Origin of the sequence: Rhodococcus sp. WB9, assembly GCF_007558985.1 — a bacterium.
Lineage (GTDB): Bacteria > Actinomycetota > Actinomycetes > Mycobacteriales > Mycobacteriaceae > Rhodococcus_F > Rhodococcus_F opacus.
On the sequence record NZ_CP041769.1, the window covers coordinates 2,784,491 to 2,803,239 of the forward strand.

The following is an 18,749-nucleotide window of genomic DNA, read 5'->3' on the forward strand; positions in this document are numbered from 1 at the left end:
GGTCTCCTATGACGGGGAACATCCCTCCGGCTCGCGCCGTATCACCGAACAGTAGGAGGAAATCATGTCTGATCGCGACAACAACGTGCTGGAAAACGACTTGGTCGAGGAATCCCTGGTGGAAGAGGTCTCGATCGACGGCATGTGCGGCGTGTACTGATCATGTCCGCTCCAGCTTCTGCTTCAGTGGCCGGCAACGCCGGTATCGATCTCGATGTGGGCTGGAAGCTTCATCCGCAGGTGGCGCTGCGTCCCGAACCTTTCGGGGCGCTGCTCTACCACTTCGGGACGCGCAAGTTGTCGTTCCTGAAGAACCGCACGATCGTCGCGGTGGTCGAAGCGCTTCCCTCACACGCCGACGCCCGGTCCGCACTGCGGGCGCAGGGTATCGGGGACGACACTGCCGCGCAGTATGCGCGCGCGCTCGGCACGTTGGCCGAGTCGCACATGATCGTCCCCGCCTGACCAGCTCTTTCCACCCGTACCAGAGGACACAGCCCATGACCTCCATGCTCGAAAGGCCTTCCGCCCCGGTCGGCCGCCTCGTCGACCAGTTCGAACTCGGTCTCGACGCCCCGATCTGCCTCACCTGGGAGTTGACCTACGCGTGCAACCTGTCGTGTGTGCACTGTCTGTCCTCCTCCGGCCGGCGTGACCCGCGGGAGTTGAGCACCGAGCAGTGCAAGTCGATCATCGACGAACTGCAGCGTATGCAGGTCTTCTACGTGAACATCGGCGGCGGTGAGCCGACGGTTCGCTCGGACTTCTGGGAGCTGGTTGATTACGCGACCGCCCACCAGGTGGGGGTGAAGTTCTCCACGAACGGGGTGAAGATCGACAAGAAGGTCGCCGCCCGGCTCGCGGCCAGCGACTACGTCGACGTGCAGATCTCCCTCGACGGTGCGACGGCCGAGGTCAACGACGCCGTCCGTGGTCCGGGTTCGTTCGCGATGGCGGTGCGGGCACTCGAGAATCTGTCCGAGGCTGGTTTCAAGGACGCCAAGATCTCCGTGGTGGTCACCCGGCACAACGTGTCCCAGCTCGACGACTTCAAGGCCCTGGCCGACAAGTACGGCGCCACCCTGCGTATCACCCGGCTGCGACCGTCGGGGCGTGGCGCGGACGTGTGGGACGAACTGCATCCCACGCAGGCACAGCAGCGTGAGCTGTACAACTGGCTGGTCGCCAACGGCGAGGGCGTGCTCACCGGAGACTCCTTCTTCCATCTGTCCGCCTACGGCGATGCGTTGCCCGGTCTGAACCTGTGCGGCGCCGGACGGGTGGTGTGCCTGATCGACCCGATCGGCGACGTCTACGCCTGCCCGTTCGCGATCCACGAGCAGTTCCTCGCCGGAAACATCGTGGCGGACGGCGGTTTCCAGCAGGTGTGGCAGACGTCGGAGCTGTTCCAGGAGCTGCGGTCCCCGCAGACCGGCGGCGCGTGCAGCAAGTGCAACCACTACGACTCCTGCCGCGGCGGATGCATGGCCGCGAAGTTCTTTACCGGGCTGCCGATGGACGGCCCGGACCCCGAATGTGTGATCGGCAACGGCGAACTGGCGTTGGCTGCCGCGGGGGAGATCCCGAAATCCAGTGTCGATCACTCCCGCACCGGCCAGCGCCGGACTCCGCGGGCGCCGGTTCCGCTGACGCTGATGGTGCGTCCGCCGGCCAAGATTTGTGACGAGAACCCGCTTGCGGGCATGGACCAGACGTAAGTCGTCTGCCAGGTACGAGAGGTATTGCCATGGGTAAGAATCCGTTCTTCGAGACGGTGGCGGAGGCTCAGCGTCGCGCGAAGAAGCGCCTGCCGAAGTCGGTGTATGCGGCGCTGATCGCCGGTTCCGAGCGGGGCGTGACGGTCGACGACAACATCGCGGCGTTCGCCGAGCTGGGGTTCGCCCCCCACGTGATCGGTCTGTCCGACAAGCGTGAGCTGTCCACGACCGTGATGGGACAGCCGATTTCGCTGCCCGTCGTGATCTCCCCGACCGGTGTGCAGGCGGTGCATCCCGACGGTGAGGTCGCGGTCGCCCGCGCGGCGGCGGCACGCGGAACGGCGATCGGTCTGAGTTCGTTCGCGAGCAAGTCGATCGAGGAGGTCACGGCGGCCAATCCTCAGACGTTCTTCCAGATGTACTGGGTCGGTACCCGGGACGTGTTGATCCAGCGGATGGAACGCGCCCGTGCCGCCGGGGCGACCGGACTGATCATCACCACCGACTGGTCGTTCTCGTACGGACGCGACTGGGGCAGCCCGGCCATCCCCGAGAAGATGGACCTCAAGGCGATGCTCCAGTTCGCCCCCGAGGGCATCAGTCGTCCGAAGTGGTTGTACGAGTTCGCGAAGACCCGCAAGATCCCGGATCTGACCACCCCGAACCTGGCGCAGCCCGGTCAGGAACCGCCCACGTTCTTCGGTGCCTACGGCGAGTGGATGCAGACGCCGTTGCCGACGTGGGACGACATCGCGTGGCTGCGCGAGCAGTGGGGCGGGCCGTTCATGCTCAAGGGTGTCATGCGGGTCGACGACGCGAAGCGCGCCGTCGACGCCGGGGTCACCGCCATCTCCGTGTCGAATCACGGCGGCAACAACCTCGACGGCACTCCGGCGCCGATTCGAGCGCTGCCCGCCATCGCAGAGGCCGTCGGCGACCAGGTCGAGGTGCTTCTCGACGGTGGTATCCGCCGTGGCAGCGACGTCGTGAAGGCCGTCGCGCTCGGTGCGCGGGCGGTGATGATCGGCCGCGCGTACCTGTGGGGCCTCTCGGCGAACGGTCAGGCCGGCGTCGAGAACGTCCTCGACGTCCTCCGTGGAGGTATCGACTCGGCACTGCTCGGGCTGGGTCACTCGAACATTCACGACCTCACGCCGTCCGACGTCGTGATCCCGCCCGGATTTGCCCGTGTGCTCGGCGCCGAATCCTGACCGACGAACGGCGTAGATGTCTGCGCAACTGACAGACCCGATCACCCTGGCCGGACGCCACGCCCGGTCCAGGGTGCTTCTGGGTCCGCACACCACCAATCTCGGTGCGGGAAGAACGCTTTCACCGCGGCACGTCGCGTACTACGAACGTCGGGCGCGTGGTGGCGCGGGGATCGTCGTCACCGAGGTGGCGTCGGTTCATGCCTCCGACTGGCCGTACGAGCGCGCGCCGCTGGCGTCCGACTGCGTCGGCGGCTGGCGGGAGGTCGTCGCGGCGTGCCGTCCGCACGGCACGCTGGTGCTGGCCGGGTTGGGTCACACCGGACTTCAGGGGTCGAGTGCGTATTCGCAGGCGGTGCTGTGGGGACCGTCGGGGATTGCCGACGTGATCTCCCGTGAGATGCCGATGGAGATGGGGCAGGCGGAGATCGACGGGCTCGTCGAGGGCTTCCGTGCCGCGGCATCCGCGGCCGTGTCCGCGGACGTGGACGGTGTCGAGCTCGACGCCGGACCGAGAGGGCTGCTGCGACAGTTTCATTCGAACCTCACCAACATGCGCGAAGACGGATACGGCGCCGACCCGCTGCGCCTCACCCGCGAGGTCCTCGCAGCCGTCCGCGACGAGTTGGGTCCCGGCCGGGTCCTGTCCCTGCGCCTGAGCTGCGACGAGGCGACGTCCTGGGCGGGGATCACGCCGTCGATCGCCGTCGGGCACGCACGGGAACTCGCCGGGGCTCTCGACCTGCTCGTGGTGGTCCGGGGCGGGCCGATGACGCCGAACGCCTACCGCCCCGACTTCCATCGGCAACCCGCGTTCAACACCGAACTCTGCCGGGACATCCGCGTTGCGGTCGCAGGCATGGTCCCGGTCGTTCTGCAGGGCAGCGTCGTCGATCCGGCCGATGCCCGGCGGGCGCTCGACGAGGGTGTCGCCGACGTCGTCGAGATGACGCGCGCCCAGATCGCCGACCCCGACCTCGTCGTCAAGATCCGTCGCGGTGCGGTGCCGCGGCCGTGCGTCCTGTGCAATCAGACGTGCCAGGTGCTCGACCCCCGCAATCCGGTCGTCACCTGTGTCGGTAATCCGACGGCCGGACACGAGACCGTCGATCCTGCCGAGGACAGCACTGGTGGGGCCACGGGCGCGGTGCTGGTGGTCGGCGGCGGTCCGGCCGGTCTCGAAGCGGCGCGAGTGCTGGCCCTCAACGGTCACAGCGTGACCGTGGCGGACGCGTCGGCCCGGCTCGGCGGGATGGTGCGGGCCGCCGCGGGTGCGCCGCACCTCACGGCGTTGGTCGACTGGCTCGAGGGCGAATGCCGGAGGCTCGGAGTCGAATTCCGTCTCGGTACCGCTGTCTCGGACGCCGAACTCGACGCCGCGGAAGGTGAGGGCACGAGGGTGATCCTCGCGACCGGCAGCAGGCCTCGCCCGTTGCCGTTCCCGGTCGAGGGGAGCGTCCGGTGTATCGGTGCCGCGGGCCTGCTGGATGCCGACGCGTCGACGGAAGGGCCGCACGTCGTCTTCGACCCGGTCGGCGGACCGGTCGGCGTGGCAGTCGCCGAATGGCTCGCGGCGCGGGGCCGGGACGTGAGCATCGTGACCCAGGATTCCGTTGCCGGTTCGCGACTCGGCATGACCGGGGACCTGGCCGACGCCAACACCCGTCTGCAACGAGCCGGGGTGACGCGCCACCTCGACAGCCGCATCGCGTCGATCGGCGACGAAGGTGTGCGCCTACGAAACCGGTACACCGCCGAAGAGTCGGTGGTGCCGTGCGCCGTGCTCATCGACTGCTCGCATCGCCTTCCCGAGGACACACTCGGCTCGTCGCGTCCGGATGCGGTGCGGGGCGGCGACTGCGTGGCACCCCGCACACTGCTCGAGGCGGTCCGTGAGGGTCGCGCCGAGGCGCTGACCTGGACCACACACGGACAGAACGAGTTCGACCACCATCCGTTCACCCTCGTCAACGAGAGATAGGACATTTCATGGGACAGTTCGACGACAAGATCGCGTTCATCACCGGGGCTGCCCGTGGGCAGGGGCGGACGCACGCGGTGCGGTTGGCGCGGGAAGGTGCGGCGATCATCGCCGTGGACATCTGCGGGCCGGTGTCGGAGTACAACAGCTACGAGCCTGCGACGCCGGACGACCTGGCCGAGACGGTGCGGCTCGTGGAATCCGAGGGCGGCAAGATTCTCGCCGAGCAGGCGGACGTGCGGGACAGTGCGCAACTGAAGGCTGTCGTCGACCGGGGAGTCGAACAGTTCGGCCGGCTGGACATCGTGATCGCGAACGCCGGGATCTGCAATTGGAGCCGCTTCTGGGAGATGCCCGACGAGCAGTGGGAGACGCTGATCGACGTGAACCTCACCGGCGCGTGGAAGACGCTGAAGGCTGCGGTCCCGGCGCTGATCGAGGGAGGTCGCGGGGGTTCGATCATCGTGATCAGCTCCGTCGCGGGTATCAAGCCGCTTCCGGGGCAGGCGAATTACGCCGCCTCCAAGTTCGGGCTCGTCGGACTCACCCAGACCGCGGCGAAGGAACTGGGCGAATACGGCATCCGGGTCAACTCCATTCATCCGTACGGGGTGAAGACTCCGATGGGCACCGATCCGGGCAGCCTCGTGATACTCGAGAAGCACCCGCACTATCTGTCGAGCTTCGGCACCATCCTCACCGACCACCCGCTGGCCGACACCGACGACATCACCGACGCGGTGCTGTGGCTTGCCGGCGACGGTTCGCGGAGGGTCACGGGCAGTCAGGTCGCCGTCGACATGGGCAACACCAAGGTGTGAGCACCTCCGCGTACCGCCACCTGTTCACCCGATTGCGCCTGGGGCCGCTGACCCTGCGCAATCGGGTGGTCTTCTCCGCGCACCTCACGGGGTACGCCGTCGACGGCCTGCCCACCGCGCAGCACGCCGCCTACTATGCGGCGCGCGCGAAGGGCGGTGCGGGCCTGATCATCTCCGAGGAGCACGCCACCCATCCGGGGGACTGGCCGTACGAGAAGGTGATCGCCGGCTACCGGCCGGAGGTCGTCCCGGGGTACCGGCGGATCACCGACGCGGTCCACGAGCACGGTGTCCCGATCCTGGCTCAGGTCAACCACAACGGCGGCCAGGGATCGAGTATGTACTCGCGGCGGCCGCTGTGGGCGCCGAGCGCCGTCCCCGACCCACTGTTCCGTGAAGTTCCCAAGGCGGTCGATCGGCGGGAGATCCGGACCCTCGTCGACGGGTACGCGCGCGTGGCCGAGCACTGTCTCCGAGGCGGATTCGACGGGATCGAACTGCAGTGCTCCCACTCGTCGCTGGTGCGCAGTTTCCTGGCCCCCGCCACGAACCAGCGCACGGACCGGTACGGAGGGTCGCTGGAGAACCGTGCCCGGTTCCTCCTCGAGGTCGTCGAGGCCGTGCGTGCCGCGATCGGTCCGGACCGCGCACTCGGGGTGAGGCTCGCGGGGGAGGATCTGTTCGACGGTGGAGTCCGCCTCGACGAGGCGGTGGAGGTGGCCGCTCTGGTGGAGGCGGACGGCCGGGTCGACTACATCAACACGTCCATCGGCATGGCCACCGAGACGCTCCACATGATCGAGGCGTCCATGGCGGTCCCTCGCGGGTACGCGCTGTTCGTCCCGAACGCCATCCGGCGACGGGTCGGTCTTCCCGTGGTCGGTGTCGGCCGGTTCTCGGATCCGCACCAGGCCGACCAGGCTCTGCACGAGGGACACTGCGACCTGATCGGGGTGGTGCGCGGCCAGATCGCGGACCCGGACTTCGCGGTGAAGGCCCTGGCCGGCGAAGAGGGAAACATCCGAACGTGCCTGGCGTGCAATCAGGAATGCATCGGACGCATGGGGCTGGGCCGGTGGCTCGGATGCGTTGTCAACCCGCGCGCGGGCAGGGAAGCGGTCCCGCTGCCCGAACCTACCGTTCGCGGCAGGCGGGTCTTCGTGGTCGGCGGTGGACCGGCCGGGTTGAGGGCCGCGGCGACCGCGGCGCAGCGGGGTCACGACGTGACGCTGTTCGAACGCGCGACTGTTCTCGGCGGCCAGGTCCGGACGGCCGCCGTCGTCCCGGGTCGCCGCGAGTTCCTCGACCTCGTCGTCGATCTGGAATCGGAATGCGTTCGGCGCGGTGTGGACGTGCGGACCGGCACCGACGCGACCGCCGAGACCCTGGTGCGGGGACGTCCCGACGTGGTGGTGCTCGCGACCGGGGCACGTCCGCGCCGTCCGCACTGGGCGGGTGCGTCGGGGCGGGTGGTGGACGTGCGGGACGTGCTGGAGGGTCGCGCGTGTCCGTCCGGGACGGTGCTGGTGGTCGACGAACTGGGATTTCATCAGGGCACGTCCGTCGCGGAGTTCGTCGCCGACGACGGGTGTGCCGTCACGATCTGCACTCCGGGGATGATCGTCGGCCAGGACCTGGGCATCACGCTGGACCTCGAGGGATGGAACCGGCGGGCGCACGGCAAGAGCATCACGCAGGTGACGGACGTGGTGCCGACCGGGTGCGACGTCGTCGACGGCGGGCGGCTCGAGGTCACGCTCCTGCACCACCCGACCGGTGAGCCGCGGCAACTCACCGTCGACTGGGTGGTCTCCTCGGCGCATCAGCAGCCGGAGGACGGGCTCTGGAAAGAGCTGGCCGACAGCGGTATCGAGGTTCATCGCATCGGCGACGCCCTGGCTCCGCGCCGCGCGCATTCCGCCGTCATCGAGGGGGAGCGGGTGGCGCTCGCGCTCTAGTGCGAGCAGCAGCCGGTTCCGCGTCGCCTAGCATCGGGGGATGCCCCATTCCGGACACCTCGACGACGCGGTGTGGCCCGAACTCGCATCCCGTGTGTCGACGGTCGTCGTCCCGGTCGGCTCGCTCGAGCAGCACGGACCGCATCTGCCGCTCGACACCGACACCGCCATCGCCGACGCCGTGTCCCGCGCGCTGCCGCACGTGCTGGTGGCACCCCCGATCGCCTACGGCGCCAGTGGCGAGCACGAGGGATTTCCCGGGACCGTGTCGCTCGGGGCCGAGGCGCTGGAGGCCGTGTTGGTCGAGTACGGCAGGTCCGCGTGCCGGTGGGCCGACCGTGTGCTGTTCGTCAACGGGCACGGCGGAAACGGGCCCGCATTGGTCAAGGCTGTCGCCTTGCTTCGGTACGAGGCTCGCGATGTGGCCTGGGTGCCGTGTGCGGTTCCCGGGGCGGACGCCCATGCCGGGCGTACGGAAACGTCCTTGTTGCTACACCTTTCACCTGGTCGGGTGAGGTTGTCCAGGGCTGAAGTCGGTAATACGGAACCTGTTGCGAGGTTGATGCCAAGACTGCGCGAAGGCGGTATGGTCGCCGTGTCGGCCAACGGCGTGCTCGGTGACCCGACGGGCGCAACGGCCGCGGAGGGGGCGCAGATCTTCGGCGTACTCGTCCACACAGTCACCAAGGCACTGGCCCGGTGGGAACCGGGCCCCGATGGAAGGCTCCGGTGGGAACCGGGCGCCGATGGGAGGCTCCGATGACCCGCACGGGCGTCCTCGAGTTGCCGAGGGCGGATTTCCGGCATGCCTACGCGACTAATTTCCGGCATGCCCTGCCAGCGCTCTCCGATCCGCATACGATCGACTGATGCGCCAAGCTCGACTTCCCGATGGATTCGGGATCCGAATCGACCCCAAGGTACGCGCATATTCCGGAGGTCGAGTGTTGATCGGTGGTTCGCCGACTCGGATGCTGAAACTGGCGCCCACCGCGGCGGCCATGATCGGAGACGGCTACCTCGAGGTCGTCGATCCGCAGTCCGCGGTCGTCGCACGCCGCCTCCTCGATTCGGGGGTCGCCAACCCGCGCCCCATGAGTACTCCGTCCCCCCGGGATGTCACCGTTGTCATTCCGGTGAAGAACAACGCGTCCGGGCTGCATCGGGTGCTGGCCTCGCTCCGCGGACTCGAGGTTGTCGTCGTCGACGACGGCTCCGACGTCCCGATCGTCGTCCCCGCGCTGCAGAACGGGTGCGGTGGCCACGTCACCGTCCTGCGCCATGAGACGGCCAAGGGGCCGGCCGCGGCCCGGAACACCGGTCTGCGTTACGCCGCAACTCCGTTCGTGGCGTTCCTCGACTCCGACGTCCTGCCGCGCACCGGCTGGATCGAGGTCATGCTCGGCCACTTCAGCGATCCCGCCGTCGCACTCGTCGCCCCGAGGATCGTGGCGCTCGAACCCGAGGCGAGCACACTCGCGCGGTACGAGCACGCCCGCTCCTCCCTCGACCTCGGACGCAAGGAGTCCGCGGTCCAGTCCGGCGGCCCGGTGTCATACGTCCCGAGCGCTGCGATGATCGCCCGTCGCGAGGTGCTCGACGAGTTCGGCGGATTCGACGAGTCCATGCACGTGGCGGAGGATGTCGACCTGTGCTGGCGACTCCAGGAGTCCGGCTGGCGACTGCGATACGAGCCCGTGGCCCACGTTGCGCACGATCACCGTGTGACGTTCGGAAAGTGGTTCGACCGCAAGCTGTTCTACGGCACCGGTGCGGCGCCGCTGGCGGCGAGGCACTCGGGCATGGTTCCCCCGCTGTCGATGTCGCCGTGGACGTTCTTCGCGTGCCTCGCCGCCGCCACGTGCACCCGGCTGGGCCTGCTCGGCGCCGTCGCCACACTCGCGATGATGGTGCTGCGGCTGCGCCGTATGTTCACGGGCCTCGACCAGCCGACCCGCATCGCCGCGATCCTCGCGGCGCAGGGCTTCGCCGGCGGTGCCTGGCAGCTGGCGTCCGCAATGTGTCGTCACTACTGGCCCATCACCCTGCTGGCGGTGCTGCTCTCGAAACGGATTCGCCGCATCGCGCTCGCGATCGCCGTCGCCGAGGGCGTCGCCGACTGGGTGACTCACCGGGAGCCCGGAGGGCTGGGACCCGTGCGGCACACGGTGTTCAAGCGGATCGACGACGTCGCGTACGGCGCCGGGCTCTGGAAGGGCGCCATCACCGCCCGCGACCTCGACGCGTTGAAGCCCCGGTTGAAGTCGTAGTGGCCGATCCGATTCGCGCCGCCGACGTCGTGGTCGTCGGCGGCGGTTCGAGCGGATGCGTGGTGGCCGCTCGGCTCAGCGAGCATCCCGGACGATCGGTCCTGCTCCTCGAGTCCGGACCCGGCTACCGGTCGGTGGCCGACTGTGCCGTGCTCGACTACCGGACACTGCCGGTCGGTCCGGGCAGCGCGTTCGCGGAGACGTACGGCGTGGAGTTGGCACCGAGCGTTCCCTCGTCCATGGTGCGTGGGCACGTCCTCGGCGGTTCGGGCGCCGTCAACGGCGCCTACTTCGTCCGTGGGACGGAAGCGGATTTCCGGCACTGGCCCGCGTCGTGGTCGTACGAGAACGTGCTGCCCGTCTTCCGGGGGCTCGAGCGTGACGCCGACTTCGACGACACTCGGCACGGCACGACCGGGCCGATGCCCGTTCGCAGGCAGCCCGCCGAACGGCTGAGCGAGATCAGCTCGGCATTCCGCGCCGCGGCGCTCGGCGCAGGACATCCCGAGGAACCGGACAAGAACGGTGCAGGCGTCGGCGGGATCGGTCCGGTGCCCCTGAATGTCGACGGCGGCCGCCGTGTCAGCACGGCGGTGGCGTACCTGCTGCCGGCGTGGGAGCGGCCCAATGTGACGGTCGAATCGAATTCCGACGTCGTCCGAATCCTGTTCTCCGGTAACGAGACCGTCGGAGTGGAGGTGGAGTCGGACGGCGTGCGTCGCACGGTCCGCACTGGTCGGGTCGTGCTGGCGGCAGGTCCCGTCGAAACCCCGGTGCTGCTGATGCTTTCGGGAATTGGTCCGGCAGAACATTTGAAAGACAACGACATTCCTGTCATACTCGACGCGCCCGGGGTCGGCAGCGACTTCAGCGACCACCCCGAAGTGGCTCTGCCGTACCGCATTCGGGACACGCTCCGTCGCAGCGACACCAGTCCGGTCGTCGAAACGGTGCTGAATGTCGGCGACCTCGAGATCCGTCCGTACACGGCGCCGTTCGACGTGCTCGTCCCCGGATCCGGGCAGTCCGACCCGGTCCTCGGGATCGGGCTCATGGTGACGGACAGCCGGGGCGACATCCGGCTCACGTCGCGGCACCGCCGGGACCGTCCCCGAATCGAATACCGCTACGCACAATCGGCCGCCGACCGCCGGGCGCTGCGCGACGGGCAGGCCATCGCACTGGAACTGCTGCGTTCGCCGGAGCTCGGTCCGTTGGTCGTGCCGCTGTCGGAGGAGGTGTCCGACCGCTCGGTGCTCGCCCACCTGGGGACGTCGCTGCACCTGTGCGGCAGTTGCCGGATGGGCGGACGCGACGACGCGCGCGCGGTGGTGGACGAGTGGTGCAACGTCCGTGGAATGGAAGGGCTGACCATCGCCGACACCTCGGTGTTTCCGGTGGTCCCGAGCCGTGGGCCGCACGCCACGGCGGTCATGGTCGCCGAGCGCGTCAGTACCTTCCTGGGGGAGTGAGCGAGGGGGCGACACAGGCCCGTGTGATGCGGGTTACAGTAGGCAGAGACGCCGTGGAGGAGTTCGATGCAAAGTCAACCGCCCACAGGGGGCAATCCGTGGGTCGCCGTGCGCCCGGGAGACGACGTCGCGATGCTGGCACGCAGGGTGTCGTCGGCGCATCAGTTGTTCGTCGAGCGTCACGCACCCTCCGGTCGTGCCCCGGACGGTGAGGGAAATTCCGTCCGTTCCGTCATCCTCGACTCGTGGATGCGCAGCACCAGCAAGGGAGTGAACCCGGACGGGTCGGCCCGCGCGGTCGATCTGGCGGCCGCGGATCTCGCCACGTACCGGGCGTCGCACCCGATGTCGATCATCCGCCCGGTGGTCCGCAAGCTTCTCGTCGAGGACGCCGCCGACACCGGACTGCTCGTAGCCATCACGGACGAGAAGGGTCAGCTGCTGTGGGTCGAGGGCGATTCGTCCGCCAAGGACCGCGCACTGGAGATGAACTTCGTCGAGGGCGCCGACTGGAGTGAGGACACCGTCGGCACCAACGCCCCGGGTACCGCGCTGGCGCTCGACCATTGTGTGCAGATCTTCGGTGCCGAGCATTTCAGCCGCTCGGTGCACGACTGGAGTTGTTCGGCGGCGCCCGTCCACGACCCCGCGACCGGGCTGATCGTCGGGGCGATCGACATCACCGGTGGTCCGCGGGTGGCAGTGCCCGAGGTGCTCTCGCTGATCAGGGCGACCGTCGCGGCCGCCGAGGCGGAGTTGCGACTGCACCAGCTGCGTTCACCCCATCCGCTCGTCGAGACGGTACTGCGGTTGGAGGTCCTGGGATCGGGACGGCCGACTCTGGTTCGTGGACCCGAACGCATCCCGCTGTCGCAGCGGCACGCGGAGATTCTCCTGCTCCTGGCGGAGCACCCCGAAGGCCTGAGTTCCGACCGCCTCGCGGTGCTGCTCGACGAGAACGAACTCGACGCCGTCACGATTCGTGCCGAGATGTCGCGCCTGCGTAAGGTTTTCGGTCCCGCAAACCTCGGTTCGCGGCCCTATCGGCTGCTCGCCGAATTGACGTCGGACGTCCGGCAGGTCCGCGGAGCCCTGGATCGCGGCGAGCTCGCCGCCGCCCTCGACGTCTACTCGGGCCCGGTCCTTCCCGGATCGGAGGCGCCCGGGGTCGAGGATCTTCGCGACGAGTTACGGGCACGCGTCCAGGCGGCGTTGCTGCGCGAGGGTGATCAACGGTTGCTCGCCAAATGGACCACGTCCGTCCACGGCCGCGAGGACGTCGCCGCATGGGAGGCGTATCTGGCAGGCCTCGACCCGCGTTCGCCCCTGTATTCCCAGGTCAAGTCCAGGATCGATCTGTTCGATCAGCAGTACGCAACGTAGTTGCAACGGTACGGTCCCTAGTGTTGTGAGTCACACCCAGTTCCACCCGAGTTTCACGACACCAGGGAGTTATCGATGACCGTGTATGCCCGCCCGGGTTCGCCGGACGCCGTCATGTCTTTCCAATCGCGTTACGACAACTGGATCGGCGGCCAGTGGGTTGCGCCCGTCAAGGGCCAGTACTTCGAGAATCCGACACCCGTCACCGGGCAGCCGTTCTGTGAGGTCGCGCGTTCGACGTCCGAGGACATCGAACTTGCGCTCGACGCCGCACACGCTGCGGCTCCGGCCTGGGGTAAGACGTCGGTGGCCGAGCGCGCCATCATCCTGAACAAGATCGCGGACCGCATCGAGGAGAACCTCGAGTCCATCGCGCTCGCCGAGTCCTGGGACAACGGCAAGCCGATCCGCGAGACCCTGAACGCCGACATTCCGTTGGCCATCGACCACTTCCGCTACTTCGCCGGCGCGATCCGGGCGCAGGAAGGCGCACTGTCGGAGATCGACTCCGACACCGTCGCCTACCACTTCCACGAGCCGCTCGGCGTCGTCGGCCAGATCATCCCCTGGAACTTCCCGATCCTCATGGCCGTGTGGAAGCTCGCTCCCGCACTCGCCGCGGGCAACGCGGTCGTTCTCAAGCCGGCCGAGCAGACCCCGGCGTCGATCCTGCACCTGATCTCCGTCATCGGCGACCTGCTGCCCGCCGGTGTGGTGAACATCGTCAACGGCTTCGGTGTGGAGGCGGGCAAGCCGCTCGCCTCGAGCCCGCGGATCCGGAAGATCGCGTTCACCGGTGAGACCACCACGGGTCGGCTCATCATGCAGTACGCGTCACAGAACCTGATCCCGGTCACCCTCGAACTCGGTGGCAAGAGCCCCAACATCTTCTTCTCCGACGTTCTGTCCTCCAACGACGACTACCAGGACAAGGCGCTCGAGGGCTTCACGATGTTCGCCCTCAACCAGGGCGAGGTGTGCACCTGCCCGTCGCGTTCGCTGATCCAGGAGGACATCTTCGACGAGTTCCTCGCGATGGCGGCCATCCGCACCAAGGCCGTCCGCCAGGGCGACCCGCTCGACACCGACACGATGATCGGCGCGCAGGCCTCGAACGATCAGCTCGAGAAGATCCTGTCGTACATCGAGATCGGCAAGGGCGAAGGCGCCAAGGTCGTCACCGGCGGTGAGCGTGCCGAACTCGGCGGCGATCTGTCCGGCGGCTACTACGTGCAGCCGACGATCTTCACCGGTCAGAACAAGATGCGGATCTTCCAGGAGGAGATCTTCGGTCCCGTCGTCTCCGTCACGTCGTTCAAGGACTACGACCAGGCGATCGAGATCGCCAACGACACGCTGTACGGCCTCGGTGCCGGCGTGTGGTCGCGGGACGGTGGCGTCGCCTACCGGGCCGGACGTGACATCCAGGCCGGCCGCGTGTGGACCAACACGTACCACCAGTACCCCGCGCACGCCGCGTTCGGTGGCTACAAGCAGTCCGGCATCGGCCGCGAGAACCACCTGATGATGCTCGAGCACTACCAGCAGACGAAGAACCTGCTGGTCAGCTACGCCCAGAAGGCTCAGGGCTTCTTCTGATGGACGCAGCCCGGGCGCCTCAGCGCCTGAAGGCAACCGCCGGGGCGGTGGAGCTTCTCCGCCGCCTCGGCGGTACCCACGGGGCGCTGATGATGCATCAGTCCGGCGGGTGCTGCGACGGCTCCGCGCCGATGTGTTACCCCGACGGTGAATTCATCGTCGGCGACCGCGACGTGTTGCTCGGCGTCCTCGACCTGCGTCTCGGTGTCGGGGAAACCCCGTCCACCCGGGCCGAGGGTGCCGATGCCGTGCCCGTGTGGATTTCCGGTTCGCAGTTCGAGGCATGGAAGCACACTCAGCTGGTGCTCGACGTGGTGCCCGGTCGCGGATCGGGATTCAGCCTGGAAAGTCCCGAAGGCATGCGCTTTCTCAGTCGTGCACGTGCCTTCACCCCGGAGGAGAACGCCAGCCTCGCCGCGGAGGAGGTCATCGTGGGCCAGCAGTGGGAGCAGGGCTGGAGGCCCGCGCCGTCCCCCGAACCGCAAGTGGTCGCCGAAGCCGTCGACGCATGTCCCGTGCCCGCCCGCCGCCCGGTCCCATAGCACCCGAAGCGCGCTACGACCCAGGTTTTTACGTCGCGGTCACGTTCTGCTGACACGACGTGTACACAACTCGTTCACCATTGGCCTCGGCCGTTCGATTCCGCTCCCCGAGCGGTGCGGGCGAGGCACCATTCGGATCGACGTAGGGGACGGAATGTCACTCGTAGAACCATCCAAGAATTCCGGAACCGGTCAACATCACGATGCTGCCGATTTCCACTCGGAAGATAGCAGCTATCTGGAAAAACGCACGCTCCGTAAGGGTTCGGCGGGCTGGGTGCTGCTCGCCGGCCTCGGCGTCAGCTACGTGATCTCCGGCGACTACGCCGGTTGGAACAACGGACTGGCCGAGGGCGGATTCGGCGGCCTGCTGATCGCCGGTGTCGTCATCGCGGGCATGTACCTGGCCATGGTGCTGGGCATGGCCGAGATGTCGTCCGCACTACCCGCCGCAGGCGGTGGTTACACGTTCGCGCGGCGCGCACTCGGGCCGTGGGGCGGATTCGCCACCGGCACGGCCATTCTCATCGAATACGCGATCGCTCCCGCCGCCATCGCGACCTTCATCGGCAGCTACGTCGAGTCACTGAATCTGTTCGGTATCACCGACGGGTGGTGGGTGTACCTGGCGGTCTACGCCATCTTCATCGGAATCCATCTGACCGGCGCCGGCGAGGCACTCAAGGCCATGTTCGTCATCACGGCGATCGCACTGGTCGGTCTCGTGATCTTCGCGGTCTCCGCGATCGGTCTGTTCGACGCGGGCAACCTCACCGACATCGCCACGACCGACGCGGTGGGCGCATCGAGTTTCCTGCCCTTCGGCGCATTCGGAATCTGGGCCGCCGTCCCGTTCGCCATCTGGTTCTTCCTCGCCGTCGAAGGCGTGCCGCTGGCCGCGGAGGAAGCCCGCGAGCCGGAGAAGAACGTGCCGCGCGGAATCATCATCAGCATGCTCATCCTCATTGTCACGGGGGCGAGTGTCCTGTTCCTCGCCACCGGAGCGCTGGGTGCCGAGAGCCTGTCGACGTCCGGCAATCCGCTGGTCGAGGCGCTCGGTGACGGAACCGGGGCGAAGGTCGTCAACTACATCGGACTGGCCGGCCTCGTCGCCAGTTTCTTCTCGATCATGTACGCCTACTCGCGGCAGACGTTCGCGCTGTCCCGCGCCGGCTACCTCCCGACGAGTCTGTCGATCACCAATTCGCGGAAGGCGCCCACGCTCGCTCTCATCGTGCCGGGTGTCATCGGGTTCGTGCTGTCGCTCACCGGTGAAGGCGCAATGCTGCTGAACATGGCGGTGTTCGGCGCGGCCGTCAGCTACGTGCTGATGATGGTCAGCCACATCGTCCTCCGCAGGCGTGAGCCGGAGATGAAGCGGCCGTACCGCACCCCGGGCGGCATCGTCACCACATCCTTCGCGCTCGTCATTGCGGCCGCCGCGGTGATCGCCACCTTCCTCGTCGATCCGGTCGCCGCACTCTGGACGCTGATCGCGTTCGCGGCCTTCATGGCGTACTTCGGCCTGTACAGCCGCCATCACCTCGTTGCCAATTCGCCTGACGAGGAGTTTGCTGTTCTTGCGAAGGCAGAGGAAGAATTGGAATGACCACCTACAGTCACGGAGTCGCGGGAACCGGGTACACGTTCGACGGTCTCGTCGACCTCATGGCCAAGGCGACACCGCTGCGCAGCGGCGACGAACTGGCCGGGTGCGCGGCGTCCTCCGACGCCGAACGCGCCGCCGCGCAGTGGGCGCTGGCCGACGTCCCGCTCGGCACGTTTCTGAACGAACTCGTCGTTCCCTACGAGGACGACGAGGTCACGAGGCTCATCATCGATTCGCACGACCGGGTCGCGTTCGGCGAGATCTCCCATCTCACCGTCGGCGGCCTGCGCGACTGGCTGCTGGACGTCGCGGCGCGGGACGGCGCGGCCGAGACGTTCCGCCGCGTCGCCCCGGGGCTCACCCCGGAGATGGTCGCGGCCGTCAGCAAGATCATGCGCAACCAGGACCTCATCGCGGTCGCGCGGGCCGTCACCGTCACCGCGGGGTTCCGGACGACGCTCGGCGTACCGGGACACCTGGGAACCCGGCTGCAGCCCAACCATCCCACCGACGACCCGCGCGGAATCGCGGCCGCCACGCTCGACGGCCTGCTGCTCGGCTGCGGTGACGCCGTCATCGGAATCAACCCGGCCACCGATTCTCCGCACGCCACCTCGGAACTGCTCCACCTGCTCGACGACATCCGTCAGCGCTTCGACATTCCGGCGCAGTCGTGCGTGCTGTCGCACGTGACCACCACGATGGGCCTGATCGAGGAAGGCGTCCCCGTCGACCTCGTGTTCCAGTCCATCGCTGGAACTCAGGGCGCCAATTCCAGTTTCGGCGTGAACATCTCGCTGCTCCGTGAGGCCAACGCGGCCGGCCGGTCCCTGAAACGCGGCACCGTCGGCGACAACGTCATGTATCTCGAAACGGGTCAGGGGTCGGCGCTCAGCGCGGGCGCCCACCTCGGAACGGGTGGCAGGCCCGTCGACCAGCAGACCCTCGAGACCAGGGCGTACGCGGTGGCCCGTGATCTCGAACCGCTGCTGATCAACACGGTGGTCGGGTTCATCGGTCCGGAGTACCTGTACGACGGCAAGCAGATAATCCGGGCCGGGCTCGAGGATCACTTCTGCGGAAAGCTCCTGGGCCTGCCGATGGGTGTCGACGTCTGCTACACCAATCACGCCGAGGCCGACCAGGACGACATGGACACGCTGCTCACCCTGCTCGGGGTGGCAGGCGCGGCCTTCGTCATCGCGGTACCCGGCGCGGACGACGTCATGCTCGGGTACCAGAGTCTGTCGTTCCACGACGCGTTGTACGCACGTCAGGTGCTCGGACTCAGACCGGCACCGGAATTCGAGGATTGGATGCGCCGTCTCGGCATGGTGGACGACGCGGGACGGGTCCTGCCGGTCGACGCCGCGGCGTCGCCGCTGCGGGCGTTGACGGTGGCACGATGAGCGATCCTGTGGTGCACGACTTCTGGGCGGAACTGCGGGCCACGACGCAGGCGCGTATCGGACTCGGCCGCACCGGTGACGCCCTGCCCACGCAGCGCGTCCTCGAGTTCCGGTCGGCGCACGCCGCCGCACGGGACGCCGTCCACCAGCCGCTCGACGCGGAGGCGCTGGCCGAACAGGTCGAGGCCGTGGGCCTGGGCAGGCCCGTGGTCGTCACGAGTCAGGCGTCGGACCGCAGCGAGTACCTGCGGCGGCCCGACCTGGGCCGCACACCGGCAGACCTGTCCGCGGTACCCGCGGGAACGGCCGAGGTCGGATTCGTCCTCGCCGACGGGTTGTCGCCCCGGGCGCTCACCGATCACGGGGTGTCCCTGCTGTCCGCACTGGTCGACGAGTTCGGCGGGACGTACTCGCTGGCGCCGCCGGTGATCGCGACTCAGGCCCGGGTGGCGCTCGGAGACCACATCGCGCAGGCACTAGGCGTGCAGACCCTCGTCCTGCTGATCGGGGAGCGGCCCGGACTGTCGGTGGCCGACAGTGTCGGCGTCTACCTCACGCACCTCCCACGTCCCGGACGCACCGATGCGGACCGGAACTGCGTGTCCAACATCCACCCACCCGAGGGGCTCGGCTACGAACTCGCGGCCCGCGTCGTGGCGGGTCTCGTGTCCGGCGCCAGGAAACTGGGCCGGTCCGGAGTGGAGTTGAAGGACACCTCCCGCGCGGATGCGCTCGCAGCCCCCTCGGAGATCCTCGAACTGTAGTCGTGGTATCTA

General features: G+C 68.1%; 16 protein-coding genes. All 16 read left to right on the plus strand.

Annotation, left to right across the window (positions count from 1 at the left end; translation table 11 throughout):
• Positions 1 to 64: 64 nt before the first annotated feature.
• The 16 genes from mftA (at position 65) to eutC (ending at position 18,737) form a co-directional block, all read left to right on the plus strand.
• Positions 65 to 160, plus strand: coding sequence for a mycofactocin precursor MftA (gene mftA / locus FND50_RS12855; protein WP_005573048.1), 96 nt, complete (start codon positions 65 to 67; stop codon positions 158 to 160).
• A gap of 2 nt (positions 161 to 162) precedes the next feature.
• A complete protein-coding gene (gene mftB / locus FND50_RS12860) occupies positions 163 to 465 on the plus strand; it encodes a mycofactocin biosynthesis chaperone MftB (protein ID WP_080578158.1) in 303 nt (100 codons plus the stop codon).
• Between the two features lie 35 nt (positions 466 to 500).
• Positions 501 to 1,718 carry a mycofactocin radical SAM maturase gene (mftC, locus tag FND50_RS12865; RefSeq protein WP_007295767.1) on the plus strand — a complete coding sequence of 406 codons (1,218 nt, stop codon included), beginning with the start codon at positions 501 to 503 and terminating at the stop codon, positions 1,716 to 1,718.
• Positions 1,719 to 1,747: 29 nt separating this feature from the next.
• The gene (mftD, locus tag FND50_RS12870; RefSeq protein WP_144286023.1) at positions 1,748 to 2,929 is read left to right on the plus strand and encodes a pre-mycofactocin synthase MftD; all 1,182 of its coding nucleotides are present in this window, start codon (positions 1,748 to 1,750) and stop codon (positions 2,927 to 2,929) included.
• 16 nt (positions 2,930 to 2,945) lie between these two features.
• Complete coding sequence (locus FND50_RS12875) at positions 2,946 to 4,910, plus strand: mycofactocin system FadH/OYE family oxidoreductase 1 (RefSeq protein WP_144286024.1); 1,965 nt, start codon at positions 2,946 to 2,948, stop codon at positions 4,908 to 4,910.
• 8 nt (positions 4,911 to 4,918) lie between these two features.
• Positions 4,919 to 5,731, plus strand: a complete 813-nt coding sequence (locus FND50_RS12880; protein ID WP_144286025.1) for a mycofactocin-coupled SDR family oxidoreductase — start codon at positions 4,919 to 4,921, stop codon at positions 5,729 to 5,731.
• On the plus strand, positions 5,728 to 7,689 hold the full coding sequence (locus FND50_RS12885; protein ID WP_144286026.1) for a mycofactocin system FadH/OYE family oxidoreductase 2: 1,962 nt from the start codon (positions 5,728 to 5,730) through the stop codon (positions 7,687 to 7,689). Before FND50_RS12880 ends, FND50_RS12885 begins: the two co-directional genes overlap by 4 nt.
• A gap of 40 nt (positions 7,690 to 7,729) precedes the next feature.
• Complete coding sequence (gene mftE, locus FND50_RS12890) at positions 7,730 to 8,452, plus strand: mycofactocin biosynthesis peptidyl-dipeptidase MftE (RefSeq protein ID WP_005571400.1); 723 nt, start codon at positions 7,730 to 7,732, stop codon at positions 8,450 to 8,452.
• Between the two features lie 106 nt (positions 8,453 to 8,558).
• Positions 8,559 to 9,959 (plus strand): mycofactocin biosynthesis glycosyltransferase MftF, encoded by a 1,401-nt coding sequence (gene mftF / locus FND50_RS12895; RefSeq protein WP_144286027.1) that lies wholly within the window; start codon positions 8,559 to 8,561, stop codon positions 9,957 to 9,959.
• The gene (gene mftG / locus FND50_RS12900) at positions 9,959 to 11,431 is read left to right on the plus strand and encodes a mycofactocin system GMC family oxidoreductase MftG (protein WP_144286028.1); all 1,473 of its coding nucleotides are present in this window, start codon (positions 9,959 to 9,961) and stop codon (positions 11,429 to 11,431) included. The genes mftF and mftG overlap by 1 nt, the downstream gene beginning before the upstream one ends.
• A 66-nt stretch (positions 11,432 to 11,497) precedes the next feature.
• The gene (locus FND50_RS12905) at positions 11,498 to 12,814 is read left to right on the plus strand and encodes a helix-turn-helix domain-containing protein (protein WP_005239497.1); all 1,317 of its coding nucleotides are present in this window, start codon (positions 11,498 to 11,500) and stop codon (positions 12,812 to 12,814) included.
• A 75-nt stretch (positions 12,815 to 12,889) separates the two neighbouring features.
• On the plus strand, positions 12,890 to 14,413 hold the full coding sequence (adh, locus tag FND50_RS12910; protein WP_005239499.1) for an aldehyde dehydrogenase: 1,524 nt from the start codon (positions 12,890 to 12,892) through the stop codon (positions 14,411 to 14,413).
• Positions 14,413 to 14,955, plus strand: coding sequence for a DUF779 domain-containing protein (locus FND50_RS12915; protein WP_005572049.1), 543 nt, complete (start codon positions 14,413 to 14,415; stop codon positions 14,953 to 14,955). The genes adh and FND50_RS12915 overlap by 1 nt, the downstream gene beginning before the upstream one ends.
• 154 nt (positions 14,956 to 15,109) lie before the next feature.
• Positions 15,110 to 16,564 carry an ethanolamine permease gene (eat, locus tag FND50_RS12920; protein ID WP_144286029.1) on the plus strand — a complete coding sequence of 485 codons (1,455 nt, stop codon included), beginning with the start codon at positions 15,110 to 15,112 and terminating at the stop codon, positions 16,562 to 16,564.
• Positions 16,561 to 17,973, plus strand: coding sequence for an ethanolamine ammonia-lyase subunit EutB (locus FND50_RS12925; RefSeq protein ID WP_144286030.1), 1,413 nt, complete (start codon positions 16,561 to 16,563; stop codon positions 17,971 to 17,973). Before eat ends, FND50_RS12925 begins: the two co-directional genes overlap by 4 nt.
• Entirely contained in the window at positions 17,970 to 18,737 is a 768-nt protein-coding gene (gene eutC / locus FND50_RS12930) for an ethanolamine ammonia-lyase subunit EutC (RefSeq protein WP_061041812.1), read from the plus strand. Before FND50_RS12925 ends, eutC begins: the two co-directional genes overlap by 4 nt.
• Positions 18,738 to 18,749 lie beyond the last annotated feature (12 nt).